At 70.5% G+C, this 25,690-nt stretch carries 27 protein-coding genes; 13 read left to right on the top strand and 14 right to left on the bottom strand.

The features are described from left to right. Nucleotides 1–156 precede the first annotated feature (156 nt). Together CBM981_RS03805 and hemH are read right to left on the bottom strand one after the other, a co-directional pair. Nucleotides 157–726: a M23 family metallopeptidase gene (locus CBM981_RS03805; protein WP_172820803.1), complete on the bottom strand. Its 570-nt coding sequence runs from the start codon at nt 724–726 to the stop codon at nt 157–159. Between the two features lie 4 nt (nt 727–730). Continuing rightward, nucleotides 731–1,906, bottom strand: coding sequence for a ferrochelatase (gene hemH, locus CBM981_RS03800; RefSeq protein ID WP_087069175.1), 1,176 nt, complete (start codon nt 1,904–1,906; stop codon nt 731–733). A gap of 187 nt (nt 1,907–2,093) precedes the next feature. Here hemH and CBM981_RS03795 point away from each other — a divergent pair, with 187 nt between their 5' ends. Together CBM981_RS03795 and cobO are read left to right on the top strand one after the other, a co-directional pair. Further along, nucleotides 2,094–3,269: a site-specific integrase gene (locus CBM981_RS03795; RefSeq protein WP_087069174.1), complete on the top strand. Its 1,176-nt coding sequence runs from the start codon at nt 2,094–2,096 to the stop codon at nt 3,267–3,269. 40 nt (nt 3,270–3,309) lie between these two features. Further along, nucleotides 3,310–3,975, top strand: a complete 666-nt coding sequence (gene cobO / locus CBM981_RS03790; protein ID WP_087069173.1) for a cob(I)yrinic acid a,c-diamide adenosyltransferase — start codon at nt 3,310–3,312, stop codon at nt 3,973–3,975. Between the two features lie 13 nt (nt 3,976–3,988). Here cobO and CBM981_RS03785 read toward each other — a convergent pair whose 3' ends face one another. Continuing rightward, the gene (locus tag CBM981_RS03785) at nt 3,989–4,180 is read right to left on the bottom strand and encodes a hypothetical protein (protein ID WP_087067331.1); all 192 of its coding nucleotides are present in this window, start codon (nt 4,178–4,180) and stop codon (nt 3,989–3,991) included. A 125-nt stretch (nt 4,181–4,305) separates the two neighbouring features. Between CBM981_RS03785 and pyrH the strand changes: the two genes are divergently transcribed. Genes pyrH through CBM981_RS03770 form a run of 3 tightly spaced genes read left to right on the top strand, consistent with a single transcriptional unit; the run spans nt 4,306 to nt 6,772 of the window. Next, the gene (pyrH, locus tag CBM981_RS03780) at nt 4,306–5,016 is read left to right on the top strand and encodes a UMP kinase (RefSeq protein WP_087067330.1); all 711 of its coding nucleotides are present in this window, start codon (nt 4,306–4,308) and stop codon (nt 5,014–5,016) included. Between the two features lie 51 nt (nt 5,017–5,067). Continuing rightward, on the top strand, nt 5,068–5,607 hold the full coding sequence (frr, locus tag CBM981_RS03775; RefSeq protein WP_087067329.1) for a ribosome recycling factor: 540 nt from the start codon (nt 5,068–5,070) through the stop codon (nt 5,605–5,607). A 10-nt stretch (nt 5,608–5,617) separates the two neighbouring features. Beyond that, nucleotides 5,618–6,772, top strand: a complete 1,155-nt coding sequence (locus tag CBM981_RS03770) for an NAD(P)/FAD-dependent oxidoreductase (protein ID WP_087067328.1) — start codon at nt 5,618–5,620, stop codon at nt 6,770–6,772. A gap of 28 nt (nt 6,773–6,800) precedes the next feature. On the opposite strand, the gene CBM981_RS03765 is transcribed toward CBM981_RS03770, so the two are convergent. The 5 genes from CBM981_RS03765 to CBM981_RS03745 form a co-directional block, all read right to left on the bottom strand. Continuing rightward, entirely contained in the window at nt 6,801–7,178 is a 378-nt protein-coding gene (locus tag CBM981_RS03765; protein ID WP_087067327.1) for a Crp/Fnr family transcriptional regulator, read from the bottom strand. A 9-nt stretch (nt 7,179–7,187) separates the two neighbouring features. Then, on the bottom strand, nt 7,188–8,363 hold the full coding sequence (locus CBM981_RS03760) for a transaldolase (RefSeq protein ID WP_087067326.1): 1,176 nt from the start codon (nt 8,361–8,363) through the stop codon (nt 7,188–7,190). 99 nt (nt 8,364–8,462) lie between these two features. Continuing rightward, entirely contained in the window at nt 8,463–10,316 is a 1,854-nt protein-coding gene (locus CBM981_RS03755) for a penicillin-binding protein 2 (protein WP_087067325.1), read from the bottom strand. Nucleotides 10,317–10,402: 86 nt separating this feature from the next. Then, nucleotides 10,403–10,921: a hypothetical protein gene (locus CBM981_RS03750; RefSeq protein ID WP_087067324.1), complete on the bottom strand. Its 519-nt coding sequence runs from the start codon at nt 10,919–10,921 to the stop codon at nt 10,403–10,405. Nucleotides 10,922–10,997: 76 nt separating this feature from the next. Next, nucleotides 10,998–12,386, bottom strand: a complete 1,389-nt coding sequence (locus CBM981_RS03745) for a CPBP family intramembrane glutamic endopeptidase (protein WP_087067323.1) — start codon at nt 12,384–12,386, stop codon at nt 10,998–11,000. 113 nt (nt 12,387–12,499) lie between these two features. Here CBM981_RS03745 and CBM981_RS03740 point away from each other — a divergent pair, with 113 nt between their 5' ends. Together CBM981_RS03740 and CBM981_RS03735 are read left to right on the top strand one after the other, a co-directional pair. Beyond that, nucleotides 12,500–13,858, top strand: coding sequence for a histidine phosphatase family protein (locus CBM981_RS03740; RefSeq protein WP_225867624.1), 1,359 nt, complete (start codon nt 12,500–12,502; stop codon nt 13,856–13,858). Nucleotides 13,859–13,869: 11 nt separating this feature from the next. Then, a complete protein-coding gene (locus CBM981_RS03735) occupies nt 13,870–15,186 on the top strand; it encodes a dihydroorotase (RefSeq protein ID WP_087067321.1) in 1,317 nt (438 codons plus the stop codon). Here CBM981_RS03735 and lepB read toward each other — a convergent pair. Further along, nucleotides 15,119–15,895: a signal peptidase I gene (gene lepB, locus CBM981_RS03730; protein WP_087067320.1), complete on the bottom strand. Its 777-nt coding sequence runs from the start codon at nt 15,893–15,895 to the stop codon at nt 15,119–15,121. The genes CBM981_RS03735 and lepB overlap by 68 nt on opposite strands. A gap of 49 nt (nt 15,896–15,944) precedes the next feature. Between lepB and CBM981_RS03725 the strand changes: the two genes are divergently transcribed. Beyond that, entirely contained in the window at nt 15,945–17,483 is a 1,539-nt protein-coding gene (locus CBM981_RS03725) for a hypothetical protein (RefSeq protein ID WP_172820802.1), read from the top strand. On the opposite strand, the gene CBM981_RS03720 is transcribed toward CBM981_RS03725, so the two are convergent. Both CBM981_RS03720 and CBM981_RS03715 read right to left on the bottom strand, forming a co-directional pair. After that, nucleotides 17,446–17,802, bottom strand: a complete 357-nt coding sequence (locus tag CBM981_RS03720) for an arsenate reductase family protein (RefSeq protein ID WP_087067319.1) — start codon at nt 17,800–17,802, stop codon at nt 17,446–17,448. The genes CBM981_RS03725 and CBM981_RS03720 overlap by 38 nt on opposite strands. A gap of 37 nt (nt 17,803–17,839) precedes the next feature. Next, nucleotides 17,840–18,199, bottom strand: coding sequence for a 2Fe-2S iron-sulfur cluster-binding protein (locus CBM981_RS03715; RefSeq protein ID WP_087067318.1), 360 nt, complete (start codon nt 18,197–18,199; stop codon nt 17,840–17,842). A gap of 83 nt (nt 18,200–18,282) precedes the next feature. Between CBM981_RS03715 and CBM981_RS03710 the strand changes: the two genes are divergently transcribed. Continuing rightward, entirely contained in the window at nt 18,283–18,945 is a 663-nt protein-coding gene (locus tag CBM981_RS03710) for a class I SAM-dependent methyltransferase (RefSeq protein WP_087067317.1), read from the top strand. On the opposite strand, the gene CBM981_RS03705 is transcribed toward CBM981_RS03710, so the two are convergent. Continuing rightward, nucleotides 18,942–19,466, bottom strand: coding sequence for an inorganic diphosphatase (locus CBM981_RS03705; RefSeq protein ID WP_087067316.1), 525 nt, complete (start codon nt 19,464–19,466; stop codon nt 18,942–18,944). The two genes, CBM981_RS03710 and CBM981_RS03705, sit on opposite strands and share 4 nt — an antisense overlap. Before the next feature lie 366 nt (nt 19,467–19,832). Further along, the gene (locus CBM981_RS03700; RefSeq protein ID WP_157665320.1) at nt 19,833–20,360 is read right to left on the bottom strand and encodes a resolvase; all 528 of its coding nucleotides are present in this window, start codon (nt 20,358–20,360) and stop codon (nt 19,833–19,835) included. Nucleotides 20,361–20,548: 188 nt separating this feature from the next. Here CBM981_RS03700 and CBM981_RS03695 point away from each other — a divergent pair, with 188 nt between their 5' ends. The 4 genes from CBM981_RS03695 to CBM981_RS03680 all read left to right on the top strand — a co-directional run bounded on the left by CBM981_RS03695 (nt 20,549) and on the right by CBM981_RS03680 (nt 25,280). Beyond that, the gene (locus CBM981_RS03695) at nt 20,549–22,396 is read left to right on the top strand and encodes a proline--tRNA ligase (protein WP_087067315.1); all 1,848 of its coding nucleotides are present in this window, start codon (nt 20,549–20,551) and stop codon (nt 22,394–22,396) included. A 24-nt stretch (nt 22,397–22,420) separates the two neighbouring features. After that, nucleotides 22,421–22,852, top strand: a complete 432-nt coding sequence (psb27, locus tag CBM981_RS03690; RefSeq protein WP_172820801.1) for a photosystem II protein Psb27 — start codon at nt 22,421–22,423, stop codon at nt 22,850–22,852. A gap of 89 nt (nt 22,853–22,941) precedes the next feature. Then, entirely contained in the window at nt 22,942–24,261 is a 1,320-nt protein-coding gene (locus CBM981_RS03685) for an adenylosuccinate synthase (protein ID WP_172820800.1), read from the top strand. A gap of 11 nt (nt 24,262–24,272) precedes the next feature. Further along, nucleotides 24,273–25,280, top strand: a complete 1,008-nt coding sequence (locus CBM981_RS03680) for an adenosine kinase (RefSeq protein WP_087067313.1) — start codon at nt 24,273–24,275, stop codon at nt 25,278–25,280. Here CBM981_RS03680 and cutA read toward each other — a convergent pair. Next, complete coding sequence (gene cutA, locus CBM981_RS03675) at nt 25,234–25,647, bottom strand: divalent-cation tolerance protein CutA (RefSeq protein WP_087067312.1); 414 nt, start codon at nt 25,645–25,647, stop codon at nt 25,234–25,236. The genes CBM981_RS03680 and cutA overlap by 47 nt on opposite strands. Nucleotides 25,648–25,690: the final 43 nt, after the last annotated feature.

The raw sequence follows: 25,690 nt of genomic DNA, 5'->3' as shown, positions 1-25,690 counted from the left end.
CTGTGAGCGGCCCAGTGGGTTGATCAGCGGGCTGCCCGGCGGTGCCGCCCGGCGACTCCGGGGCCTCCCCGGCGGGGACCGTCGTCGTCGCGGACTGGACCGCAGGAGTGAGGGGCGTAAGCGTCACGGCTGCAGCAGGCCTGCCACGCGGGCCTTCTATCGAACACCAGCAACCCTAGGCCGTGGTGCTGCTTTTGGGGCCCGCCTGGCCCGCGCCATCGCCCGCAGCACCTTGGCCGGATCGATCCACCGCCCCCCGTGGCGCAGGCCCCAGTGCAGATGGGGGCCGGTGGTGCTGCCGCTCAGCCCCACGTGGGCGATCACCTGGCCGGTGCGCACCGCCTGCCCCACCCGCAGCTGCACGTCGCCGCTGCGGTAAAGCCCGCCCTGGCCGATGCCACCCAGGTGGCAATAGATGTGTTCGTAGCCGCCGGAGCGGATCACGAGGCCCACGCCGCAGCCGCCATCGTTGATCACTTCCTGCACCACTCCCGACCACCAGCTGCGGATCGGGGAGCCGAGCGGGGCGGCGATGTCCAGGCCGTAGTGGGGACGGACATCGCCGCGGAGGGGATGCACGCGCATGCCGAAGGCGCTGGTGTAGCCGGCGAAGCTGGCCACTGGAAAGGCCCCGAGCCTCCAGCTGTTGGCCCGTGCGGGCTGGGCAGGGGCCAGGCTGGTGCCCAGAACCAGGCCGATCAGCGCCAGGCGGATGGCGGGGCCCATCGGGTCACAGCAGGCCCAGCGCATGCAACGGGCCCCGTCCACTCAGGAGCTCCAGCAGGAACGCCGAGAACCCCACCATGGCCAGACGGCCGTTCCACACCTCGGAGCTGTTGTTCCAGCCCCACGCCCACTTGTCCTGCGGGTAGAGCTTCACCTTGGTGGGCAAGGACGCCGCCTGGTCCAGGTTCACCTCGGGTCCTTCCAGGGCGTGCTGCACGAGGTTGGCCAGGCCGGAGATGAACGACGCACTGGTGTCGAGGGCAGGAACGCGGCGGAAGTTGGTGATGCCCGCTTCGGTGGCGATCTCCCGGTACTCGATGTCGATCTCCTCCAGGGTCTCGATGTGTTCGCTCACGAAGCTGATCGGCACCACCACCAGATCCTTCACCCCCTGCTCCCCCAGGTCGTGGAGGGCTTCGTCGGTGTAGGGCCGCAGCCACTCCACCGGCCCCACACGGCTCTGGTAGGCGAGGGTGAACGGATTGGTATGGCCAAGGTCGGCCTCCAGCTTCTGCATGATCAGGCCGGCGCAGGCCTCGATCTCCTGCTGGTAGGGGTCGCCCGCCTCCTCCACGTAGCTCTTGGGCACGCCGTGGGCGCTGAAGAACACGTGGGCCTGGCTGGGGTCCGGGCAGGCCTGGATCTCCCGGGCGATCAGTTCGGCCATCGCCGCGATGTAGCCGGGGTCGTCGTAGTAGCTGCGGATGCAGCGGATCGGCAGCCGCCGGAAGGCGGGGTCGGCCTGGCGCAGGCGCTGCAGTTCCCGGAAGCTGGAGCCGCTGGTGCTGATCGAGAAGTGGGGGTAGAGGGGGAGCACCACCACCTCATCCACCCCGTCGGCCTTGATGTCCGCCACGGCGGATTCGGTGAAGGGATGCCAGTAGCGCATCGCCACGTAGCTGGTGGCATCGATGCCCCGCTGGCGCAGGGTGCTCTGCAGTTCCCGGGCCTGCTGTTCGGTGATGCGGCGCAGCGGTGAACCTCCGCCGATCGAGCGGTAGGCCTCCTGGGATTTGCCGGCCCGTAGGCTGCTGATCAGCCAGGCCAGGGGCTTCTGCAGGGCCGGGTTGGGCAGCCGGATGATCTCCGGATCGGAGAACAGGTTGTACAGAAAAGGGCCGACATCCTGGATCCGCTCGGGGCCCCCGAGGTTCAGCAGCAGCACGCCCACTTTGGCCATGCTCTCGGTTCCCTTCGCCGTCATGGCCGTGAGCGTAACGCTGCAGGCCTGGGGCTAGCCGTGTCCTGTGGGGATCGATAGGGTCTGGCCGATTCGGACTTCGGCCATCTCCTCCCGTTCCGCCGTTCCCGACGCGCTGCCGCCGGCCCGCCCGGATGCCGGAACCGTGGCGGCGGTGGATGGGCTGATCGGCCAGCACAATGCCCGCCTCGCCGTGGCCGGTCTGAATCTGCGGCTTGAGCGCCGCGGCGGCCGCATCGGCCTGCGCGGGCCCCTCCCCTGCCGCGCCGGGGGCGGCCGGTGGCGGGTGCAGAGGCTCAGCCTGGCCCTGCCGGCAACGGCCGATGGGGTGGCTGAGGCCCTGCGTTGCCTGCGCGAAGTGCAACGCCAGCTGGAACTCGAGGCCTTTACGTGGTCCAGCTGGAGCCGCACCACCGCTGCGGACCCCCCGGCCGAGCCCCGGTCTGCGCCCACCACCGGCCTTGATGGCGTTATCACGGCCTTCGAGCAGGCCTTCTTCCGCGATCCACGCCGCCGCCGCAATCCGGCCGGCAGCCGCACCACCTGGACCGCCGCCTACAGGCCGTACCTCCGGCGGCTGCGCGCCCTGGCGGGTGGGCAGCCGCCGGACGAGGCCCTGCTCCTCCGGACCCTGGAGAGCTACGCACCGGGAAGCCGCAGCCGCCAGCAGTGCGGCACGGCGCTGGCGGCGCTGGCGCGTCAGGCGGATGTCGCCCTGCCCTCCGACTGGACCCAGAGAGCAGCCGGCTATGGCCTTCACGTGGCCCGCTTCCGCCAGCTGCCGAGCGACGGCCAGATCCTCGCGCTGGTGGAGCAGGTGCCGAATCCGGCCTGGCGCCTGGTCTACGGATTGATCGCCTGCTACGGCCTGCGCAACCACGAGGCGTTCTTCAGCGACCTGTCACCGCTCGGGCCCGGCGGTGACCGGGTGATCCGGGTGCTGCCCACCAGCAAGACCGGCGAGCACCAGGTGTGGCCGTTCCAGCCCCACTGGGTGGAGCAGTTCGGCCTCGAACGCCTTGGCCATGGCGCGGAGGTGCTGCCGCAGGTCTGCACGGATCTGCGGCGCACCACCCTGCAGCAGGTGGGCCGCCGGGTGGCGGAGCAGTTCCGCCGCTACGGCCTGCCGATCACCCCCTACGACCTGCGCCACGCCTGGGCGGTGCGCACCATCCACATCGGCCTGCCCGACACGGTGGCGGCCCGGATGATGGGGCACTCGGTGGCGATCCACACCCGCACGTATCACCACTGGATCACCCGCCGGGATCAGCAGCAGGCGGTGGATGCGGCCCTGGCCCGTGGCACGGGGCCCGGCTCCCCCGCCCGGCAGGTGGCCTGAACCGGTCAGGATGCTGCTGATCCGCCGGTCTGAGCGCCCCATGAGCGACACCTCCCTCGACCAGATCGCCCAGGAGCTGGGACCGGGTGGCGCCCTGGCCCCGGAACGGGATGAGGAGGCCTACCGGCGCCGCATGGCCCGGCGCAAGGAGGTGCAGCAGCAGCGGGTGGGGGAGCGCAGCCTGGAGAAGGGCCTGGTGCTCGTGTTCACCGGCAACGGCAAGGGCAAGACCACCGCCGCCCTGGGCCTGGTGCTGCGCACCCTCGGCCATGGCGGCCAGGTGGCGGTGGTGCAGTTCATCAAGGGGGGCTGGCAACCCGGCGAGGCCCGGGCGCTGGAGGTGTTCGGCGAGGCGTTGCACTGGCATGCCCTCGGTGAGGGCTTCACCTGGGAAACCCAGGACCGGGAGCGCGACCGGGCCCTGGTGCAGCTGGCCTGGGAGCGCTCCCGCGCCTACCTCGCCGATGGCAGCCGCCAGCTCGTGGTGCTCGATGAGGTGAACGTGGCCCTCAAGCTCGGCTACCTGGAGCTCGAGCAGGTGCTGGAGGGCCTGGCCCTGCGGCCGCCCCTCACCCACGTGGCCCTCACGGGCCGCGGCGCTCCCGCCGGCCTGCTGGAGCGGGCCGACCTGGTCACCGAGATGACCCTGGTGCGCCATCCGTTCCGGGAGCAGGGGGTGAAGGCCCAGGCCGGGATCGAGTACTGAGCCCTGCCGCCGCTCAGCCCAGGTCGTCCTGGAGCTGGGCCAGCCCGCTGATCAGCACCGAGAGGCCGCTGATCAGCAGGGCGTGATGCACGGCGGGCTCCCGCCAGATGCCGGCGTCGCCGCTCGCCCGCTCCAGGGCCGAGAGGGTGAGGCGGGCCATCACCCCGCAGGAGCGCACCGTGGATGGGGTGGGATCGGCGGCCATGGGGCGTCAGCCTCGGCGGGGCGTCATCGCCAGTGAAGCGCCCCGCCGGGGCCGCGACAAGCCAGACGGCCAGGGCACGACTCCCTTCCATGCCATTGCTACGGTGCGGCAAATCCGTGGTGCCGATGGGTTATCAGCGCGTGCTCCTCAAGCTCAGCGGCGAGGCGCTGATGGGAGAGCAGGGCTACGGCATCGATCCGGCGATCGTGCAGGCGATCGCCGCCGACGTGGCGGCCTGCGTGGCCGACGGCACCCAGCTGGCGATCGTGGTGGGCGGCGGCAACATCTTCCGCGGCCTCAAGGGCAGCGCCGCCGGCATGGACCGCGCCACCGCCGACTACGTGGGCATGCTGGCCACCGTGATGAACGCCATCACCCTGCAGGACGGTCTGGAGAGGGCCGGCGTGCCCACCCGGGTGCAGAGCGCCATCTCCATGCAGGAGGTGGCGGAGCCCTACATCCGCCGCAAGGCCATCCGCCACATGGAGAAGGGGCGGGTGGTGATCTTCGCGGCCGGCACCGGCAATCCCTTCTTCACCACCGACACCACCGCCGCCCTGCGGGCCGCCGAGATCGGCGCCGATGTGGTGTTCAAGGCCACCAAGGTGGATGGGGTGTACGACAAGGACCCGGCCAAGCATGCCGATGCCCGCCGCTACGAGAGCCTCTCGTTCCTCGAGGTGCTCAGCGGTGAGCTGGAGGTGATGGATGCGGCCGCCATCGCCCTCTGCAAGGACAACGCCATCCCCATCGTGGTGTTTGATCTCTTCGGTGCCGGCAACATCGGCCGCGCCGTGGCGGGTGAAGCGATCGGCACCCGCATCCACCCCGCCTGAGCCCCACCCCCTCTCCCCCAGACTTCCCGCATCAGCCCCCAAGCCATCGCCATGGACCTCGAAGCCAGCATGCGCAAATCGGTGGACGCCGCCCTGCGCAACTTCAACACCATCCGGACCGGCCGGGCCAATCCCTCCCTGCTCGACAAGATCTCGGTGGAGTACTACGGCGCCGAAACCCCCCTCAGGTCGCTCGCCAGCCTCTCCACGCCGGATTCCCAGACCATCCAGATCCAGCCGTTCGACACCAGTGCCATGGGCCTGATCGAAAAGGCGATTGCCATGAGTGACCTGGGCCTCACCTGCAACAACGACGGCAGGGTGATCCGCATCAACATTCCCCCCCTCACCGAGGACCGCCGCAAGGAGCTCTGCAAGATCGCCGCGAAGTATGCGGAGGAGGGCAAGGTGGCCCTGCGCAACAACCGCCGTGACGGCATCGACCGCATCAAGAAGCTGGAGAAGGACGGCGAGCTGTCCGAGGACCAGAGCCACGACGAGCAGGAGAAGGTGCAGAAGCTCACGGACAAGTTCATCGAGGAGCTGGAGAAGCACCTGAAGGAGAAGGAAGCCGAGATCCTCAAGGTGTGAGCGGATCGCCGTGAGTTCCCTGGCGGGCTGCAGGCCCGAGGTGATCGTGGTGGGAGCCGGCGCCGCCGGTGCCGCCGCCGCCTTTCACCTCGCCCGGCTGGGCCGCGATGTGCTGGTGCTCGACAGTGCCACCTTCCCCAGGACCAAGCCCTGCGGCGGGGGCATGGCCGCCTCGGTGCAGCGCTGGTTCCCCTTCGATCTGCGCCCGGCGGTGGACACGGTGATCGAGCGGGTGCGGTTCAGCTGGGCCCTGGGCGATCCCGTGCTGGCGGAACTGCCGGGGGAGGCTCCGTTCTGGATCGTGCGGCGGTCCCGGCTCGATGCCTATCTGATCGAGCAGGCCCAGGGCGTCGGGGCCCGGCTGGCCTGTGGCATGGCCGTGGAGGGCCTCGAGACCACCCCCGGCGGCTGGTCTGTCCAGGTCAGGGAGCCCGGGGGCGCCCGGCTCGCGCTGCAGGCGCAAGCCGTGGTGCTGGCCGATGGCTCCGGCTCCCGCCTGGCGGCCCCGCTGGGGCTGGGTCCGCGCCAGCCCCGCTTCGCCGCCACCGTGTCGGTGGAGCTGGAGGGGCCCGTGCTGGATCCTGCCGCGGCCCGGTTCGACTTCGGCCTGGTGCGCCACGGCTTCTGCTGGGCCTTTCCCCGCCAGGGCGGCTACAGCATCGGCCTGGGCAGCTTCGTGGGCCGCGACGGCCTCGAGGAGAATGCCGTGCTTGCCGAGCTGCTGCCCAGCCTGGGGTTCTCCGCTGATGCGGGGGTGCGCACCCGCGGGCGGCTGCGGCTCTGGAATGGCCATTACCCGCTGCACGGGGCCGGCCTGGTGGTGGCCGGGGACGCGGCCTCGCTGTGTGATCCCTTCCTGGCCGAAGGCCTGCGGCCGGCGCTGCTGAGCGGTTGCGAGGCGGCCGCGGCGGTGGATCGCTGGCTGGGCGGCGAGCCTGAGGCCCTGGCGGCTTACTCGGCCGTGATGCGGCGGGTGTGGGGCGATTCGATGGCCTGGGGGCGGCGGATCGCCCAGGTGTTCTACCGGGTGCCGCGGGTGGGCTATCAGCTCGGCATCAAGCGCCCCACGGCCCCGCGCCGGATCGCCCAGATCCTCTCCGGGGAGCTGGGCTATGGCGACATCGCCCAGCGGGTGATCAGGCGGCTGCTGCTGCAGCGCAGCTGATCGGCGGCCAATCCCGGCCCCGCCGGGCTCAGATGCGGGTGCAGTCCTTCAGCTGGCGCAGCCGCATGTCGATCGACCCCAGCAGTTCGATCGCGAACATCGGCGACTCCTGCACGGCGAACAGGAACTTCTCGCGGTTCATCACCAGCAGCCTGCAGGGGGTGAGGGCGCGGGCATTGCCGTAGCGGCGGTGCTCGCTGGTGACCAGGGCTCCGGCGCCGAACACATCGCCGGCGTTGATCTGTTCGTGGCCCTGGTCGCCGTTCCAGCTCAGCTCGACCCGCCCCTCCAGCAGGCCGAACATGCAGTCGCCCGGCTCGCCGGAGCTGAAGATCAGCGTTCCGGGCTCCACCGTGATCACTTCGCCGGTGCTGGCGAGGGCCTGCATTGTCTGGAGGGCGTTCACGGCGGTGGATCAGCGGCTGGCCGCCAGGGCCAGGGCGGCACCAAGACCGCCGCGCACGTCCTCCGGAGCCAGCCGTCCGTCGTTGTCGGTGTCGAGGGCATCGAAGACCGCATCGCTGCCCAGCCATTCCTCGCGGGTGATGCAGCCGTCGCCGTCGAGGTCGTTGAGCAGGAAGATCTCATGCACCGCATGGCCGAAGGCAGCGCCGCCCTCCAGTTCGGCGAGGCGGTGGGCGAGCTGGGCCTCGAGGGTCTCGATGGCCTTGCAGAAGCCCCGGATCCCCTCGTCCAGCTTTTCGGTGGCCATGGGATCCTCTTCCATCATGGCCCGGAAGCGGGCCTCATCGAGGTGGATCTGGGGCTGGGTGGGGGCTGGATCGAAGGCGTTGAGCTTGCGGTCAAGGGTTCCCTGGGTTCCGCGCAGCTGGGCCAGCAGCGCCGGGGAGATGGTGAGCAGGTCGCAGCCCGCCAGTTCGATGATCTCGTCGGTGTTGCGGAAGCTCGCCCCCATCACCTCGGTCTTGTAGCCGTAGGTCTTGTAGTAGTTGAAGATCTCGGTCACGGAGATCACGCCGGGGTCTTCGGGGCCGGGATAGCCCTCGCGGCCGGTGCTCTTCTTGTACCAGTCCAGGATGCGCCCCACGAAGGGGGAGATCAGGGTGACGCCCGCCTCGGCGCAGGCCACGGCCTGGGCGAAGGAGAACAGCAGGGTGAGGTTGCAGTGGATGCCCTCCTTCTCCAGGGCCTCGGCGGCGCGGATGCCCTCCCAGGTGGACGCCACCTTGATCAGCACCCGCTCCTTGCCGATCCCTGCCTGCGCATAGAGCTCGATCAGCCGGCGGGCCTTGGCGATCGTGGCCGCGGTGTCGTAGCTGAGCCGGGCGTCCACCTCGGTGGAGACCCGCCCGGGCACGATCTTGAGGATCTCCTTGCCGAAGGTCACGCAGATCTCGTCGAGGGCTTCCCGCACCACGGCATCCGCTCCGGCGTCAGCGCCGATCGCCTCGCGCGATTCCCGCAGGGATCGGTCGATCAGCTCCTGGTAGGTGGGGATCTGGGCGGCCGCCAGGATCAGCGAGGGGTTGGTGGTGGCATCGCGGGGGGTGAACTGCTGGATGGCCTCGATGTCGCCGGTGTCGGCCACCACCACGGTCATGGCGGACAGTTGGTCAAGCAGGTTGGCCATGGCCGGCGATGATCCCTGGAATGTCCGCACGCTAGCCAGATCGGCTGTCCTGCCCTGTTCCGTGATGGGCTCGTTGCGTGAATGGCCACAGAGCTGATGTCAGTCCCTCTGGGCTCCAGCGGCCCCCTTCAGCGCGGTGGTGGTCACGGCTCCGGGATCGGAGGGCGGCAGCTTCTCGAGCACCACCAGCGCGTCGATGATCTTGCGGGCCACCGGGGCCGCCACCGTGGAGCCGTAGGTGTTGCCGCCCTTGGGTTCATCCACCACCACCAGCACCACGTAGCGCGGGTCGTCGATCGGCAGATGGCCCACGAAGCTGGTGATCAGGGCGCCGGGGATGTACACACCGCGCTCGGCCTTCTGGGCCGTGCCGGTCTTGCCGCCGATGCGGTAGCCGGGGATCTGGATGCCCAGACTCTTGCTGTTGGCCACCACGCTCTCCATCCAGCCCATCACGACCCGGGTCACCTTGGGATCGAGCACCTGCAGCCCGCCGCCGCCGGGGGTCGGCGCCAGCGCATCGCCGGAGCGCAGCCCACGGGTGATGTGGGGGCTCACCAGGCGGCCGCCGTTGGCCAGCATGGCGTGGAGCTGCAGCAGCTTGAGCGGGGTGAGCGAGAACCCCTGGCCGAAGGCCGCCACCGCCGGTTCGATCGGATGGCTGATGAAGGTCTTGCGGTCCTTGAGTTCGCCGGCCACCGCCCCGGGCAGGTCGGTGTCGGGGCGCTGGTCGATGCCGATCGTGTGCAGCCACTTCCAGAAGCGCTCCCGCTTCACCTGGCCCATGGCCTTCACCATCGCCACGTTGCTGGAGGCCTGCAGCACGGTGGGAAAGTCGATCAGGCCGTTGCCCTGGCGGTCGTGGTTGAAGATCGGCCAGCCCCCGATGCTGAGGGAGCCGTTGTCGTACACCTTGCCGTCGGGCTGGATCGCCTTTTCCTGCAGCGCGAGGGCCAGGTTGATCGGCTTGAAGGTGGACCCGGGTTCGTAGAGGTCCTGCACCGACCATTCGCGGAACAGCCCGGGCTGGAAGCTCCAGAACCGGTTCGGGTCGTAGGTGGGCACCGAGGCCAGAGCGAGCATCTCGCCGTTGCGCGCGTCCATCACCAGGGCGGCGGCCCGTTTGGCCTTCCACTTCTTCACCTGGTCGGCCAGGGCCTTCTGGGCCACCTGCTGCAGGCGGGCGTCGAGGGTGAGCTGCAGGCGCAGGTCGTCGCCGTAGAGGGATCCGGCGGCGATGCCCTCGGGCAGGGGAGTGCCATCGGCGCCGCGGCGCATCCGCAGGGTGGTTTCGTGCCGTTTCAGGTCGCTGTCCCGGCTCTGTTCCAGCCCGGCCTGCGGCACCCGCTCCAGGTTGAGGAAGCCCACCACATTGGCGAAGAGGCTGCCCTGGGGGTAGACCCGCTGGGGGTAGGGCTCCAGGTCGAGGCCGCTGATGTTGAGCTGGCGCAGGCGTTTGGCGGTCTCAGGGTCGATGTCGGTCTGCAGCTTCACGCCGCTGCGCCGCTCGCCCATGGTGGCCTGCAGCACCTGCTTGGGCTGGGCCAGCACCGCGGCCAGGCGCTCCGCCACCTCATCGGGGCGGCGCACCTTCTGGGGATCGTCCCCGGGGAAATTGAAGTAGCGGGGGTGGGCCCACAGCGTGAAGCGCTCCTCGTCGAGCGCCACCAGGCGGCCATTGCGGTCCACGATCGTGCGCCGCTTGCCGATCGGCGCCACCGACTGGGTCTGGATGGCCCGGGCCCGGCTCTGGAGGTTGGGGCTGTCGATCACCTGCAACCAGGCCAGGCGGGCGGCCAGGCCCAGCAGGCTGGCGCTCAGCAGCCCGTACACAAGCAGCAGCCTGTGGGCGGGCAGCGGCTGCATCGCCACCACCCGGCCCGACCGCTGCGGCCGCCCCGGCCGGGTGGCGGAGGGGCGAGGTGGTCGGTGCGGGGCAGCGGGCTGGGCCATCGAGGGGCGACCGGGCGAGGAGGAGGGGGGGGGATCCGAGCCGCTGGACGGTGGTGGGGCGGGCAGGGGGGTCGGGCCGGGCGGGGTCAGTAGCCCGCCGGCACGTTCTGGAGCCTGATCTGGTTGAGCAGGGGGGGCAGGGCGGGCTTCCGGTCCGTCTTCGGTGTGGCCAGGTAGATCAGCTGATGGCTGCTGGTGGGCACGAGCCGGCCGGGCTTGCCCACGGCCGTCAGGTGGTGCTGTTCGAGCAGAGCCGCCGATTCCTGCATCCGGTGCTCCAGCACCTGGGCCGCCTCCAGGGCCTGGAAGCTCTTGCCCCAGTGGTTCTGCCAGTGCAGGGTCAGGGCGCTGAGGCCGAGCATGCACACGCCCAGTCCCACCAGGGTGCCGTCCGCCACCCGGTGAAGCCCGGCCAGCCAGGGGGCCTGGCGGGCCACGGTCTGGGCCGAGAGGGAGCCGTGGATCAGGGTGAGGGGAGGCGTGCCGGAGAGGCGCTGCCGCCTGGGATCGGTGCGGCGACGGGCACTGGCCTCGGGCAATCGGTCGGCAGGCCCATCGGGATGCCGCTGTGGCGGGGCCTGCCAAGGCGTGAAGGAGGCGACCACGGATGCAGCGGAACACTGCGCAAGTGAACCATCCCGCCGTCTCCCCAGCAAGGCTGGCGGGCCCGTCCCGGCGACCTCACCCCGCCAGCAACAACAGATTGGTGAAGGTGAAGCCGTTCCACAGGGCATGCACCAGGGTGCAGCTCCCCAGCCGTCCACCCTGCAGGCGCAGCCAGCCCAGACCCAGGCCGAGCACCAGCAGCGGTGCCAGTTCATTCAGGCTGAGATGGGCCGCAGCGAACACCCCGGCACTCACCACCACGGCCGTGCTCCCCCCCCAGCGCTGGCCCAGCACCGGCAGCAGCACCCCGCGGAAGAGGGTCTCCTCGAACAGGGGCGCCAGCACCACGGCGGTGAGGGCGAAACAGCCGAGCGCCAGCGGCTGATCGGTGGTCAGCACCAGCTCCAGCAGTGGGTTGCTGCCCCCCTGATTGCCGAACAGCTGGCTGGTGAGCCAGCCCACCAGGGCCACGGCGGGCAGCAACATCAGCACCTGCTGGAGGGCGAGCTGCACGCTGGTGCCCAGCGGCGTCCAGCGCCATTGCAGCCATCCGGCGGCGGGGGCGGCGGCGGGGCTGGTGCGCAGCTGGCCCCAGAGGATCGCCAGGGGGGCGGCCATCAGGGCCAGGTAGAGCAGCAGCACCTGCAACCCCTGCTGCAGGGCCGGCTCCTGGGCCAGTGGGCGAAGCAGCGCCTGCACCGCCGGGGCCAGCAGTAGGGGCACGCTGAGCTCGCCGAGTAGCACGAAGCCCCCGGCGATCAGCAGGGTCACATCCACCAGATCGAGGGGGGGACCCTGCAGCGGGGGAGGGCTGGGGGCCAGCCCCCGGATCCGGATCCAGGCCTGCCGCAACAGCAGCCCGAGGCCCACCAGCAGCAGCACCCCGGGCACCCAGCTCACCCCGAGCAAACGCCACAGAGCACGGCGGGCTTCGCTCCCGCCGCCACAGGGGCCCGGTGCCGCGCTCAGGCGCTCACACACCAGGCGTTCGTTCAAGGGGCTGAGCAACCAGGGCTGTTGCAGGGTCTGCAGCAGCTCCGGGGCGAGCGGTTCCGCCCGCTCCAGGGCGCCCACCAAAGCCCGTTGCTCGGGTGGGATCTGCTGCTGCAGGCGCCGCCAGAGCTGGGCGGCGCCTGCAGACTCCCCGGCCTGGCTCTGCAGCAGTGCCAGCTGCAGCAGCTCCTCCGGCTGGCCGGGTCCGTCGCTGTCGGCCAGCTGCTCGGCGAGGGAGTCCCGCAAGGCCTCCAGGGGCTCGGCGCCGGTGAGCAACTCGCGCAGCCTTGCCGGGACGGCCGGAGCGGCCAGGGCGGTGAGCTCCAGCTGCCGCCGGTCCAGCGCCCCCACCACCGTGGGCTCCTCCAGACTCTGCAGCAGGGCGTTCACCCAGAGCAGGGCACTGAGCGACAGGCTGAGCAGGGCCAGGAGGGTTTTCCAGGCTGGGGGTCTGGGGCCACGGACGTTCAAGCGGATCGCTCCCTGTGGGCGTGTGCCGATTCTGTGCCGGTGCTCTGCGGCCTGGCGTCCGCCCGGGCGCTCCGGGGTGCTCCCATACGATGGCGCCAGCAGCCCGGATGCCGGTGGCCCTTCGGATCGTGTTGGTGCGCCACGGGCTGAGCAGCTTCAACGTGGAGCGGCGGATCCAGGGCCGCGACGATCTCTCCACCCTCACCCCGGACGGCGAGCTGCAGGCCCAGGCGGCGGGCAAGGCCCTGGCTGGAATCGGCTTCGAGGCCGCCTACACCTCGCCGTTGCGCCGAGCCAGCGATACGGCGGCCCACCTGTTGGCCGCCCAGGGCCACAACCTCACCGCCGAGCCCGTGGAGGATCTGGTGGAGATCGATCTGGCTCCCTGGAGCGGCCTGCTGCGGCAGGATCTGCGGGAGCGTTTTCCGGATCAGGAGCGCCAGTGGCGTGAGGCGCCCCACGGCCTCACGCTGCAGCGGCCGGACGGCAGCACCTACCGCCCCCTGCCGGAGCTGATGGAGCAGGCGGGCCGGTTCCAGGCCCTGCTTCTTGAGCGCCATGCGGCGGCGCTGGCCGGACCGCCCGCCGGCCAGCAGCCCGGGACCACGGTTCTGGTGGTGGCCCACAACGCGATCCTGCGGTGCCTCGTGCTGCGGCTGCTGGGGCTGGACGCCACCGAGTTCCGCCGCCTGCGCATCGACAACGGCTCGATCTCGGTGCTCAACCTCAGCGGTGGGGCGGGGGACTCCATCGCCGTCCAGCTGGAGTCGCTGAACGGCACGGCCCACCTCGGTGAGCCCCTGCCGGCCAAGGGCCCCTGCCCGCGGCTCCTGCTGGTGCGCCATGGCGAAACCGACTGGAACCGCCAGGGCCGCTTCCAGGGCCAGATCGACATACCGCTCAATGCCAACGGTCGCGCCCAGGCGGAGGCGGCGGGAGCCTTCCTGGGACTGGTGAGCATCCAGCGGGCCTACAGCAGCGTGATGGCCCGGCCCCGCCAGACCGCCGAGGCGATCCTGGCCCTGCACCCCGGCGTGCCCCTCACCACCACCACCGGGTTGGTGGAGATCGGCCATGGGCTCTGGGAGGGACGGCTCGAGGATGAGATTGAAGCCGGCTGGCCCCAGCTGCTGGCCGACTGGAAACGGGAGCCCCACACCGTGCAGATGCCCGAAGGCGAAACCCTGCAGCAGGTCTGGGACCGCTCCGTGGCCACCTGGAGCACCATCGTGCGCAGTCTCGCGGCCGAGGAGACGGCCATGGTGGTGGCCCATGACGCCGTGAACAAGACCATCCTCTGCGCCCTGCTGGGGCTTCAGCCCGCCGACATCTGGACCATCAAGCAGGGCAACGGCGGGGTCACGGTGATCGACTATCCCTTCGGCATCGAGGGCATCCCAGTGGTCACCGCCCTCAATCTCACCCCGCACCTCGGTGGCGTGCTTGACCGCACTGCGGCTGGGGCGTTGTAGGGCCTGAGCGCATGGCACCGCGTTGGTTGCAGGGGGTTCAGCTGCTGCGGGGCCCCGGAGCGGCTCTCGAGCCGCTCGATGCCCTGATCGGCGCCGATGGGGTGCTCGAGGATCTCGGCGCGCAGGCAGCTCAACGGGGGGGCGCCCTCGGCCTGCAGCCCATTCCCGCCTCAGGCTGGATTCTGGCTCCGGTGCTGGTCGATCCCCATTCGGTGCTGGAGGATCCCTGGGACGGTCGCTCGGAAACCCTGGCCACCCTGGCGGCGGCGGCGGCCAGCGGCGGCTACGGCACGGTTGCCCTGCTGCCCTGGGCCAGGCCATGGCGCGACCGGCCGGAGCGGCTGACGCTCCGCTGGCCCGATCCACAGCGGTTGCTGCTCTGGGGAAGCTTCAGCCGAGACGGTGCCGATGCCGATCTGGGCCCCCATGCCGATCAACTGGAGGCCGGCGCCATCGGTCTGGCCTGTGGTGCCGAGTGCCCCCCCCTGTCGCTGCTGGAGCGGGGCCTGCTGCTGGCCGAGTCCGCGCCCCGGCCGGTGCTGGTGGCCCCGCGCCAGAGCGCCCTCACCAGCGGCGGCTTCGTGCGCGAAGGGGTGGAGGCGCTGCGGGCCGGCTGGCCGCCCGACCCCCTGGCCAGTGAACTGCTGCCTCTGGCGGCCCTGCTGATCCTGGCGGACCGGCCTGGAGGGCAGAGCCTGATGCTGATGAATCTGTCCACCGCCGCCGGGGTGGACGCCCTGGCCCGGGCGCCGCGGCGACCGTCCGTCACGGTGGGCTGGTGGCATCTGGTGGCCGACAGCGCCAGCCTGGCGCCCACGGACGAGGGTTGGCGGGTGGAGCCCTCCCTGGGCACCCCCGCCGATCGGGAGGCCCTGCTGTCCGCCCTCCGCCAGGGCCTGATCCAGGCCGTGGCGGTGCATCACCAGCCCGTGGACGCGGAGGAACGCCTGCTGCCCCTCGACCAACGCCGCCCGGGCGTGGCTGGTCACGGCGGCCGTCACGGGCTGGTGCTGCCGGCCCTCTGGCAGGAACTGGTGGAGCGCCGCCACTGGACGGCGGCGGAGCTGTGGCAGGTGCTCAGCTGGGGGCCTTCGGCCCTGTTGCGGCAGCCCCCCGAACAGATCGCAGCGGGAAGCCGCCGCTGGCTGCTGTTCGATCCGAAGGCGCGCTCCGGTACCGCCCCCGGCCCATCGCCCTCCCGGGCCGCCAATCAGCCCCTGCAGGGGAGGCCACCCCTGGGGGTGGTCCGTGCGAGCGGGCTCACGGAGGCGGCGCAGTGGTGGCTGGATCCGCCGGAGGCGGAGGAAGCAGGGTTCCCGCCTGCTTGATCGGGTAGAAGCGCCAGAAGGCGCGGCCGATCACCTCGCGGGTGGGCAGGAACGCCCCGCCTGGCCAGAAGCGTCCATCCCAGCTGTTGGCCCGGTTGTCGCCCAGGGTGAGCACGTGGCCGGGGGGCACGATCGCCTTGAGCGTGCGACACGGACCCATGCCCTGGGCATCGACCGGGCAGTAGTTCTGCACATACGGCTCATCCAGCTTGCGGCCGTCGATGAACACCTCACCCCGGGGATTCACGCTCACCTCCTCGCCGGGCAGGGCCACCACCCGCTTGATGTAGGCATCGCAGGCGGGATTGGCGAGTCCGGGCAGGGACCCCAGGAAGGGGATGTTCACCAGCAGGCAGCGCAAGGGGTTGCGGTCGACGTCGCTGGCCAGCACAGGATCGAAGCTGTGGGGGGACTGGAACACCACGATCTCCCCCCGCTGCGGCGGCCGGCGCCGGTAGGTGAGCTTCTCCACCAGCAGGCGATCCTGCAGCTGCAGGCCCGGCAGCATCGATCCGGAGGGGATGTAGCGGGCTTCCACCACGAACTGGCGGATTCCCAGGGCCACGGCGAGGGTGAGCACCACGCTGCGCCAGAACAGCCAGGGGCTGTCGGGCTGGGTGGTCGGGGTGGGGCTGGCCGTGTCCGCTGGAACTCCGCTGCCGCTGGGTCCGTTCTGCTCGCTCAAGTCCTGATGTCTCCGCTGCGGCATGACAGCTTGTCCAGGGCAGATTAGGCACGCCTGATCCTCCGCCCTGCCGATGGCCCGACCGCGCTGGCAGCGCCCCCGTCCGCGATCCACCGGCGTCAGGGGCCTCGTGTGGGACCGCTTCGTGGCCATCTGGGCCACGATCAACCTGGCCTGGGTGGCGTTCGACCTCACCTACGTGCCGCTGCGCACCTTCTGGCTGCAGCGCAACCTCTACCCGATCCCCTCGGCGCCCCTGGCGGTGCCCCTCACCTTCATCCCGGACATCACCCCCTGGGTGGATCCGATCAAGGGGATCGAGCCCCATCGGGAAACCAGCACCTTCCTGCAGGCCTTCTCGGAGCTCGAGCGGGTGATGGCCAGCCCGGCGGCGGATCCGGCGCTGCAGACCCGCCTGCTGCAGCGCCAGGCCGAGCTGATGGCGCAGATGATCGACAGCAATCCGTTTCTGGCTTCCGACCGCGCCGGCACGCTCGAGAAGATCAAAAACCGTCTGCGCCAACGGGTCGACCGGGATTCGGCCAAGGAGTCCGCCCGGCTGCTCCTGAGCCGCGAGTGGCTCGAGCGCCACTCCTGGGCCCGGGAGCTGCAGTTCTGGCGGGAGCAGGTGCTGCCGCTGGTGGAGACCAACTACTGGCGCTCGATCGACGAGAACGGCCGCCCCACCGACCATTTCTGGCGGATCGATCTGCTGCTCTTCCAGAGCGTCTTCCTGCTCGACATCCTGCAGCGGTTGATCCGGATCAAGCGGCGGCTGCCAGGACTGCGCTGGGACGAGGTGCTGCTGCGGCGCTGGACCGACCTCCCCCTGCTGCTGCCGTTCTGGCGCTGGCTGCGGGTGCTGCCCGTGGCCGAGCGGCTGCAGACCTCGGGGCTGGTGAACCTGGAGCCCCTCAGGGCCGTGGTGAGCCGCGGGGTGGTGGCCCTGCTGGCCGTGGAGCTGTTCGAGGTGCTGGCCCTGCAGCTGCTCGACGGGATCCAGGGCCTGATCCGCTCACGCCACTGGCCCGAGCGGATCCGCGCCCTGCGCAGCCATCAGAGCGTGACCAGCAGCAGCGAGGAACGGGAGCTGGCCGAACTGGTGCGGATCTGGGCTCCGCTGCTGCTGGCCGAGGTGGCTCCCCGCCTGGCTCCCGAGCTGCAGGGGGTGCTGGGCTACACCCTGCGCCAGAGCCTCGACCGCACGGTGGTGCCTCCCCCCCTGCGGCAGCTGAAGCCGCTGCTGCAGGTGGAAAGCGGGGTCAGCCGCCAGCTGGCGGCCGGCATGGTGGACAGCCTGCTGGAGCTCTCCCGCAGCGCCGGCCAGCGGCTGGCCCAGAGGGATGACGCCCAGCTCGACCTGCTGCAACGGTTCGTGGACCGCTTCTGGGATGAGCTCGCCCTGGCGCTGGAGCGCGGGCCTGCTCTCGAGCGCTCCCAGGACCTGCTCTGTGCGCTGCTGGAGCAGTTGAAGGGCACCTACCTCAGCCAGATCAGCCGGGCCGGCATCGAATCGCTGCTGCGGGAGCTCGATGCCCTCACCGTGGCCGCGGCACCGAAGGGAAGCTCCAGCGTCAGTCCGCCAGCAGAGCCTCCCACTCCTCGGGCTTGAAGCCCGTCAGGATTCGGCCTGCGTCGGTGATCAGAAACGGCCGCTTGATCAGCTTCCCATCGGCGGCGAGGGCCTCCAGCGCCTCGTGGTCATCCATGGCCTTCACCGCGGCGGCCCCGAGGCTGCGGTAGCTCTGGCCGCTGGTGTTGAACAGGCGCTGGCGACCGAGCTGGGCGAGCGCCTGCTCCAGCTCCCCGCGGCTGGGGGGCTGCTGGGTGATGTCGATCGGTGGGGTCGTCACACCCCGCTCCTCGAGCCAGCGCAAAGCCTTGCGGCACGTGCTGCAGCCGGCATAGCTGTAGAGCCTGATCCCGCCCATGGCGATGCAGTGCTTCGGCCGCCGTTGGCCCGGCCGGTCAGCGGCCCACCAGGGCCTTGAGGGCACCCACCAGACTGTTGCTTCCCTTGCCGACGGCATCGGCGGGGCGGGTGCGCACGGTCACATCGCCGTTGACGCTGGTGCGGCAGCTCAGGCGGTAGTTGGCGGGTCGGTCGGCCAGGTAGACCTCCTCGACATCGCTGCGGGGCGAGAGGTTCTGCATGCCTTCAACCACCTCCATCACACAGGTGCCGCACTGGCCGAGGCCGCCGCAGTTGTTGACGTTGTTGAGGCCCTTGTAGGGATTGATCCCGGCATCCAGGGCCGCCTTGCGGAGGTTCGCCCCCTCGATGCAACCGACCTGCTGGCCTTCCTGTTCGAATCGGATGGTGGGCACGGCCGGTCAGGGATGAAACGCGCCCGCAAACTTAAGGCCCCCAGGGGCCCCCTGCCTAGCATCGACGCAGTTGTTGCGAGTTCTTGGCGGTTCCGCAGGGGTACGACCTGGTCGTGCAGCAGTTGATTCCTGGCTACGCCAGCCTGGCCCGGCTGGCCGTGGCCCTGCTGGCCGCCTCGCCGAAGGCCGGTCGGGCCGGGGCCCAGGTGCTGGTGGCGGGGTGCGGCACCGGCGCCGAGCTCGTGGAGGCCAGGGCCCAGCGTCCGGACTGGCGGGTGACCGCCATCGACCCCTCGGCCGAGATGCTTGCCGAGGCGCAGCAGCGGCTGGGGGAGGCCGGCATCGTCTGGCGTCAGTCCCGGGTGGAGGAACTGCAGGCCGATGCCTGTTTCGCCGGGGCGCTCTCGGTGTTGGTGCTGCAGTCGTTGCCGGATGACGGCACCAAACTGGCCTTTCTGAGTGCCCTGGCCCGCAGCCTCGAGCCCGGTGGCCAGCTGGTGCTTGTCGATCTGATGGCACCGGAGCGCTCACCGCTGCAGGCCCAGGTGGACGCGGCCTGGCTCGGCTTCCAGAAGGCCAGCGGCCTGCCGGCAGCGGATGGGGAGCTCTCGGCCCTCACCCATGGCCTCCACCCGATCGGCACAGCACGGCTCACGGCTCTGGTGAATGCCGCCGGATTCAGCGATCCCGCCAGGGTGTTCCAGGCCCTCGGCTATGAGGGCTTTCTGCTGCAACGGGCCGCCTAGCTGCCCCCGCCCTGCTCGGCAGCCCCGATGCAGTGCTCCAGCAGCGCCGGCACAGCATCGGCATCAAGCCAGCCCTGGATCTGGGTCACCCGGCCTTCCATGTTCTTGTAGGTGCGGAAGAACTCCGCCACCTCCTCCAGCGTGTTCGGTGCGATCTGGCGGATCGAGCGGATCTGCTGATGCCGGAAGCCGGCCTCCGGCACGCACAACAGCTTGCCGTCATGGGCCCCGGAATCCACCATGTCGAGGATGCCGATCGGCCTGGAGCGGATCAGACAGCCGGCAAAGGTGGGCTCCTCCATGATCACCATGGCGTCCAGCGGGGCGCCGTCGTCGGCCAGGGTGTTGGGCACGAAGCCGTAGTCGAAGGGGTAGCGCACGGAGGAGTGCAGCACCCGGTCGAGGGCCATCACGCCGGCGGCGGCGTTGTACTCGTACTTGTTACGGCTGCCGGCCGGGATCTCCACCACCAGGTTCACCAGCCCGGGTGCTGGGGATGCCGGCAGTTGGCTGAGATCCATAGAAGAGAGCGGGACCCGGCGGAGTCGGACGGCCTGCCATCACGGTGGCCAGGGGAACAATGGCTGTCAGCAGTCCGATCAGGCTGCCGATCAGGAAGTCGAGGGGTTGGGGCCCCGGACTGTGGGGGTCCTCGGTGGAATCCGAGGGCGCTGCTTGCGGTGGCTCGGTTTCGGCAGGACTGCCGTGCCTGGTCAGGGAACCGTCGGCAGGGCGTTGGGGCAGGGCGGATTGGGTCATGGAGGTGGTCTGAGCCGCGGCGCTACCCAGGCCAGGGGGCGAGGGCGCCGGACCGTGCGGCGGTTGGAGACCGAAACCTGAGTGGGCAGAAAGGTTGCCCCAATCCTGGCACCTTGAAGGATGGAATGTCAGGCCGCCGGCCGGGACTGGGGCTCGAGGCGCGGCGCCAGCTCGGTGGGGCCGACGGGCCTGGCGGCAGGCCCTTCGAGCCGGTCCAGCTGGCTCCGGATGGTGCGCAGTTCCTCGAGGATGGCGCCGAGCAGCTGCTGGGTGGCGGTGGAGGGCGAGTTCAGCACCTCCACGGTGACTTCCTTGATCCGCAGGACATCGCGGGCGAAGCGGGCCACCTCGTGGGGATGAAAGAGCAGGGGATCCTTCTGATCGCTGCGGTATTCCGGGTTGAGGCGTCGCGGGTTGAAGGGGGGATTGAGGTTGCGTGGATCGGTGTTCGTGTAGCGGTACACCGAGGCGCGGGAACGGTTCAGGGTCTTCTGCACCTCGTCGATGCCGATCAGGGTCTCCCCTCCTCCGGATTCCGGCGAGCTGCCGAGGCCGGCCAGGCCGGGGCTGGCGCCCGCGGCAGACGGCACGGCTGCGGATGCTCCAGGCCCCCTGAGCTCCGCCTTGAAGCCGCCTTCGCTGGGGCTGGTGATCATGAGACCCGAATGGGACATTCTGGACAGAACCTTGAAATTAGCAGAGTTCCCGGGCGGGTGCAGTGGCGGCCGCGACCGTCGTGCACCCCCCTTCCCCCAGTCAGTCCACCTCCCCCATCCCGCCGGGCTGTGGGGCAGGGGCCAGCGGCGCAGCGGTGGTAGTTTCCGCCCTCCCCGAGCTCTTTGCCATGCGCGTCTCCCGCCTGATGCTGGTGACGCTGCGGGATGATCCCGCCGAGGCTGAAATCCCCTCCCACAAGCTGCTGCTGAGGGCGGGCTACATGCGCCGGATCGGCAGCGGCATCTACGCCTACCTTCCCCTGCTCTGGCGGGTGCTCCGCAAGGTGTCCGCGATCGTGCGGGAGGAACTCGACGCCATCGGGGCTCTGGAAACCCTCCTTCCCCAGATGCAGCCGGCCGAACTCTGGCAGCGCAGCGGCCGCTGGAGCGGTTACACCGATGGCGAGGGGATCATGTTCCACCTGGAGGACCGCCAGGGCCGGGAGATGGGGTTGGGGCCCACCCACGAGGAGGTGGTCACGGCCCTGGCCGCCGATCTGCTGCGCTCCTACCGGCAGCTGCCGGTGACCCTGTATCAGATCCAGACCAAGTTCCGCGACGAGATCCGTCCGCGGTTCGGCCTGATGCGTGGGCGCGAATTCATCATGAAGGATGCCTATTCCTTCCACGCCGACGAGGCCTCGCTGCGCGAGACCTACGCCGCCATGGACGCGGCCTACACCCGCATCTTCCGCCGCTGCGGCCTGCGGGCCGTGGCCGTGGAGGCCGACAGCGGCGCCATCGGCGGCTCGGCCAGCCAGGAATTCATGGTGACGGCCGAGGCCGGCGAGGACCTGGTGCTCAGCAGTGCGGACGGGCGCTACGCGGCCAACCAGGAGCGGGCCGTCTCCCTGGCGCCCGAGCCTGTGCCCCTCCCCGGCGGCCCCCGGGCCGGGGGCTCGGGGGAGCTGTTCCCCACCCCGGCCCAGGGCGCGATCGACACGCTCACCGCCGCCCACGGACTCCATCCCAGCCAGCTGGTGAAGGTGCTGCTGCTGCTGGCCCGCTTCGAGGACGGCCGCAGCCAGCCCCTGCTGGTGAGCCTGCGGGGCGACCAGCAACTCAACGAGGTGAAGCTGGCCAATGGCGTCAGCCAGCGCTGCGGTGAGCACCACGGCACCCTGCTCGACATCACGCCCCTCACGGAGGACGCCCTCAGCCGGGAGGGTCTCGCTCCCCTGCCCTTCGGCTTCCTCGGCCCCGACCTCCCCGACGATCTTCTCGAGGGTGCCCGGCACTGGATCCCCCGCTTCCTGCGCCTGGCGGACCACACCGCCGCGGCGCTGCCCGCCTTCGTGTGCGGCGCCAACCAGGTGGATCACCACCGGCGCGGCGCCACCTGGGACGCGCTCGGCCCCCTGCCCGAGGCGCTGGACCTGCGGTCCGCCCAGCCCGGTGATCGCTGCGTGCACGACCCGGAGCAGTGTCTGCACTCCAGCCGGGGCATCGAGGTGGGCCACATCTTCCAGCTGGGCCGCAAGTACTCGGCGGCCATGGCCGCGAACTTCACCAATGAATCCGGTGAGGAGGAACCCCTCTGGATGGGCTGCTACGGCATCGGCGTGTCACGGCTCGCGCAGGCGGCGGTGGAGCAGCACCACGACGGCAACGGCATCCGCTGGCCCACGCCGATCGCCCCGTTCGAGGTGATCGTGGTGGTGGCCAATGGCGCCGATCCCACCCAGACGGCCCTCGGCGAGCAGGTGTACGCCACGCTGCGGCAGGCCGGTGTGGACACCCTGCTGGATGACCGCAGCGAGCGGGCCGGGGTGAAATTCAAGGACGCCGATCTGATCGGCATCCCCTGGCGGGTGGTGGTGGGGCGGGGTGCCCCGGACGGCCAGGTGGAACTGGTGCGCCGGGAGGATGGCAGCCGCGTCGACCTTGCCGCCGAGGCCCTGCTGGAGCAGCTGCTTCCCGCCCTGGCCCGGGAGCGGCGCGGACTGGCGAACGACCCCATGGATGGCGATCCGTAGGATCGACCCACCCGCTTCTCCTCGATGGCCGCTGTGATCCTCAACCCGGTGCGCCGTCTGCTGGGGAACTGGAGCCGCGCCCTTCTCGCCGCCTGCCTGGCCGCCTGCCTGCTGCTGACGGGCTGCAGCAGCAACCAGAGCCTCACCGGCAACTACGTGGATGACACGGTGGCCGTGGCCGACGCCCTGATCGCCACGGTGAGCCTCCCGGCTGATGACCCGGGCCGGGCCGAGGCCGAAACCGAGGCCCGCGGCCTGATCAACGACTACATGGCCCGCTACCGCCCCCGCACGTCGGTGCACGGTCTGGCCTCCTTCACCACCATGCAGACCGCCCTCAATTCCCTGGCCGGTCACTACGCCAACTACCCCAACCGTCCGGTGCCCGAGGCGCTGCGGGAGCGGATCACCAAGGAGCTGCAGAAGGCCGAGCGCGGGGTGGTGCGCGGCGCCTGAGGGAAGCCCCGGCAACGTCCCGGTTTTGACGAACGGGGCCTCGATCTGAGAGTCTCTGCAGTTGTGCTCTGAAGCGGCTGCGGGCCGCTGTGTCCTTGGCCAACGTCGTCGTCATCGGTGCGCAGTGGGGTGACGAGGGAAAGGGCAAGATCACCGATCTGCTGAGCCGCTCCGCCGATGTGGTGGTGCGCTACCAGGGCGGCGTCAACGCCGGCCACACGATCGTGGTGGATGAGAAGGTGCTGAAGCTGCACCTGATCCCCTCGGGCATCCTCTATCCCGACACCGTCTGCCTGATCGGCTCCGGCACCGTGGTGGATCCGCGGGTGATGCTCGAGGAGCTCGACATGCTCGCCGACTTCGGCATCGACATCTCGGGCCTGCGGCTGGCCTCCACCGCCCACGTGACCATGCCCTACCACCGCCTGCTGGACCAGGCGATGGAGCAGCGGCGGGGCGACCGCCGCATCGGCACCACCGGCCGGGGCATCGGCCCCACCTATGCCGACAAGTCGGAGCGCAACGGCATCCGCATCATCGATCTGCTCGACGAGCACCGGCTGCGCGACCGCCTCAGCGGCCCCCTGGCCGAGAAGAACGAGATCCTCACCAAGCTCTACGGCATCGAGCCGCTCGACTTCGAGGCGGTGGTGGCCGAGTATCTCGGCTATGGCCAGCGCCTGGCCCCCCATGTGGTGGACTGCACCCGCACCATCCACGAGGCCGCCCGCGCCCGCCAGAACATCCTGTTCGAGGGAGCCCAGGGCACCCTGCTCGACCTCGACCACGGCACCTACCCCTACGTCACCTCCTCCAACCCGGTGAGCGGGGGGGCCTGCATCGGTGCCGGGGTCGGCCCCACCCTGATCGACCGGGTGATCGGCGTGGCCAAGGCCTACACCACCCGGGTGGGCGAGGGGCCCTTCCCCACCGAGCTGGACGGCAGCCTCAACGACCACCTCTGCGACCGGGGCGGCGAGTACGGCACCACCACCGGCCGGCGTCGCCGCTGCGGCTGGTTCGACGGCGTGATCGGCCGCTACGCGGTGGAGGTGAACGGTCTGGACTGCCTGGCCATCACCAAGCTTGACGTGCTGGACGAGCTCGACGCCATCAAGGTGTGTGTGGCCTACGACCTCGACGGGGAGCGCATCGAGCACTTCCCCAGCAGCGCCGAGGTGTTCGCCCGCTGCCGGCCGGTGTACGAGACCCTGCCCGGCTGGCAGACCTCCACGGCCGACTGCCGCAGCCTGGAGGATCTGCCCGCCACCGCCATGAGCTATCTGCGCTTCCTCGCCGAACTGATGGAGGTGCCGATCGCCATCGTGTCGTTGGGTGCCGACCGCGATCAGACGATCGTGGTGGAGGATCCGATCCACGGTCCCAAGCGGGCCCTGCTCAGCGTCTGACCTCTTTCCCCATGCCCACCAAAAGCCTCGATGTCGTCGGCATCGGCAACGCCATCGTGGATGTGCTCGTGCAGGCCGACGACGCCTTCCTCGCCGACCATGGCCTCACCAAGGGCACCATGGCCCTGGTGGATGAGGCCAGGGCGGAGCGGCTCTACGCCAGCGTGGGAGCGGGCCTCGAGACCTCCGGCGGATCCGCCGCCAACACCCTGGCCGGCATCGCCCAGCTGGGCGGCAGGGCCGGTTTCATCGGCCGGGTGCGCGACGACCAGCTCGGCGGCATCTTTGCCCATGACATCCGCGCCGTGGGCGCCCGCTTCGAAACACCGGCGGCCACGGAGGGACCCTCCACCGCCCGCTGCCTGATCCTGGTGACTCCGGATGCCCAGCGCACCATGTGCACCTACCTGGGCGCCTCCGTGGGGCTCGATCCGGCCGATCTCGACCTCTCGATGGTGGCCGAGGCCCGGCTGCTCTATCTGGAGGGCTACCTCTGGGACAGCGACGCTGCCAAACAGGCCTTCATCGCCGCCGCCGAGGTGGCGCGCTCCCACGGCGGCCAGGTGGCCCTGAGTCTCTCCGACGCCTTCTGCGTGGAGCGCCACCGCGCCAGTTTCCAGGAGCTGGTCGACGGCCACGTCGACGTGCTCTTCGCCAACGAGATGGAGATCACGGCCCTCTACGAGACCGACAGCTTCGAGGCGGCCCTGGAGCAGGTGCGGGGCCGCTGCCGCATCGCGGCCCTCACCCGCAGCGCCCTCGGCTCGGTGGTGCTCGACGGCCCCGACACCCACACCATCGATCCCTTCAAGCTGGGCCCCCTGGTGGACACCACCGGTGCCGGCGACCTCTACGCCGCCGGCTTCCTGCATGGGCTGGCCCAGGGGTGGGATGCCGCCCGCTGCGGCCGGCTGGGGTCCCTCTGCGCCGGCCAGGTGGTCACCCAGCTGGGACCACGGCCGATGGTGGACCTCAAGGCGCTGATGGAGACCCACTGCAGGGCTGATCAGGCGGCCTAGGCGCGTCGTGCGGGGCAGGTCCGCAGCTGGCGTTCAGCCACGCCCCGTAGGCGCCGCTCGCCTGGGCGGGCCAGGTGATCCACTCCGGCGTTTCGTAGCTGTGGCGCTCATGCACCAGCCGCCCCAGGGCCTCCAGCCGGCTGGGGTGGGACTTGATCAGCAACTGCACCTCCTGGCTGTGCTCCAGGCCCCCCTGCCAGCGATAGAGCGAACGGCACGGGGTGAGGACCACGCAGGCCGCCAGCTCCGCTTCCAGCACGGCGGTGGCCAGGGCTTCGGCCAATGCAGCACTGGCTTCGGTGGTGAGCGCCAGCACCAGATCCCCGCCGGGGGGAACGGTCTGGTGCTGCGGATCGGTAGGCACCATCGGGGCGGGCGGATCAGGCTCAGCCCATGCTGCTCCCGGATCA

The organism is Cyanobium sp. NIES-981 (assembly GCF_900088535.1).
GTDB lineage: Bacteria > Cyanobacteriota > Cyanobacteriia > PCC-6307 > Cyanobiaceae > NIES-981.
Note: the sequence above shows the minus strand (reverse complement) of the source record. Positions and strands in the feature narration are given on the sequence as shown.